The organism is Trebonia sp. (genome assembly GCF_049794275.1).
Lineage (GTDB): Bacteria > Actinomycetota > Actinomycetes > Streptosporangiales > Streptosporangiaceae > Trebonia.
In genome coordinates this window covers 1-1,856 of the sequence record NZ_JBARCR010000549.1, presented here as the reverse complement: position 1 = coordinate 1,856, position 1,856 = coordinate 1, and the positions used below count along the sequence as shown (strand labels likewise).

3 protein-coding genes are annotated in these 1,856 nt (G+C 70.4%); all 3 read left to right on the top strand.

Annotated elements, in window-relative coordinates; all coding sequences use genetic code 11:
• Positions 1-792 (top strand): transposase (locus WA805_RS15080; protein ID WP_425242629.1); only part of this gene is annotated, 792 nt, incomplete at its 5' end.
• 2 nt (positions 793-794) lie between these two features.
• Positions 795-1,442: an IS3 family transposase gene (locus WA805_RS15075; protein WP_425242628.1), complete on the top strand. Its 648-nt coding sequence runs from the start codon at positions 795-797 to the stop codon at positions 1,440-1,442.
• 2 nt (positions 1,443-1,444) lie between these two features.
• Positions 1,445-1,856 (top strand): helix-turn-helix domain-containing protein (locus WA805_RS15070; protein ID WP_425242630.1); only part of this gene is annotated, 412 nt, incomplete at its 3' end.

Here is a 1,856-nt window from a genome sequence, read left to right as displayed (position 1 = left end):
CTGCACCCGGACAAGACCAGGATCATCTACTGCAAGGACTCCCGCCGTCGCAAGCCATGGGACGGCGCGGTGTCCTTCGACTTCCTGGGATATGCCTTCCGGCCCCGCGACACCATGGGGAAGAACGGCAGGTTCACCGGGTTCGACCTGGCAGCTAGCCCGAAGGCGGTCAAGCGGATGAGCGAGACCGTCTCCGGGTGGCGGCTTCACCGGCGCACCGACCTCACCTGGGAACAGCTCGCCGGCTGGATCGGCCCGGTCATCCGCGGGTGGATGGCCTACTACGGCCGGTTCCGCCATTCTGTGCTGGACCCGCTGCTCGCCAGGATCAACCACCACGTCCAGAAATGGATCAGGCGCAAATACCGGCGGCTGCGGCCCTACCGGGCCATGAAGCGCGCCTGGATCCGGATCACCACCCACACGCCGGGGCTGCTGCTGGGTTTCCCCTCCCAGCGTGGAGAGATCCTCTTAAGGGAGAGGAGTTCTCCGATGGGAGAGTCGCGGAGGAAGTTCGATAAGGACTTCCGGGAGGGCGCGGTGCGGCTGGTCCGGGAGACGGGCAAGCCGATCGCGCAGGTGGCGCGTGACCTCGGGATCAACGAGGGCACGCTGGGCAACTGGGTCGGTGCGGACCGGCGCCGCCGGGACGGCGGGGACGGGCAGCTGAGCGAGGATGAGCGCGCGGAGCTGGCGCGGCTGCGCCGGGAGAACGCGGAGCTGGCGATGGAGCGCGATGTGCTCAAGCGCAGCGTGGCCCTCTGGGTCAAGGACGCGATGGGCAGCAGGTAGCCGTGGCCCGCTTCATCGCTTCCCAGAGGGATGCGCACGGCATCCCGCAGGCGGTCAGCTGCCGGGCGCTGGGGGTGTCCCAGTCCTGGTTGTACAAGTGGAAGGGCGGACAGCTCCCGCCGCGGGCAGCGCGGCGGGAGCGGCTCAAAGCCGAGATCGCGCGGCTGTTCGCCGAACGTGAGGGGAAGGACGGGTCGCCGCGGATCACCGCTGCGCTGCGCGATGACGGGTGGCGGGTCAGCGAGAACACGGTCGCGGCGCTGATGCGCGAGCAGGGCCTGGCCGCCCGGCGCAGGCGCAGGCGCAGGGTGACCACAAGGCCGGGCAGGGGCCGGTGGCGGGCACCGGACCTGGTCAAGCGCAAGTTCGCCGCCGGCGGGCTCAACCGCCGCTGGTATGGCGACGGCACCGAGATCGTCACCGGTGAGGGCAAGCTGTACCTCGACTCGGTGATGGACATGGGCTCGCGCCGGATCGTCGGGTTCGCGCTCGGCGCCCATCATGATGCGGCGCTGGCCTACGGGGCGCTGGCGATGGCGGTGGCCGTCCGCGGCGGGGCTGTTCCCGGCGTGGTGTTCCACACCGATCAGGGCAGCGAGCTTAAGTTCAGGGGATCGTCGCAACACCTTCGATGGAGGTGTGGTTCGTGACGATGCGGGAGCGGCAGCGGCAGGTTCAGCTATACCGGGGGCAGATGCCTTCTCCGGGCCGGCCGACGGTGGCCTGGCGCGAGGACCGGGTGCGGTTCTGGGCGGCTATCAGACGGGGCGCCAGTTCCGAGGACGCGGGCTGCGAGGCCGGCGTGTCGCCCGCGGTCGGGACCCGCTGGTTCCGCCAGGCTGGCGGGGTGGCTGCGAACCTTCCGCCGGCGGTGTCCGGCCGTTTCCTGTCCTTCACTGAACGGGAGTACATCGCAATCTGGCACGCGCAGAAGGCGGGCGTGCGCGAGATCGCCCGCCGGCTGGGCCGCGCGCCCTCGACGATCTCGCGTGAGCTGCGGCGTAACGCGTCCACGCGCACGTGGCGGCTGGACTACCGCGCCTCGACGGCGCAGTGGCATGCCG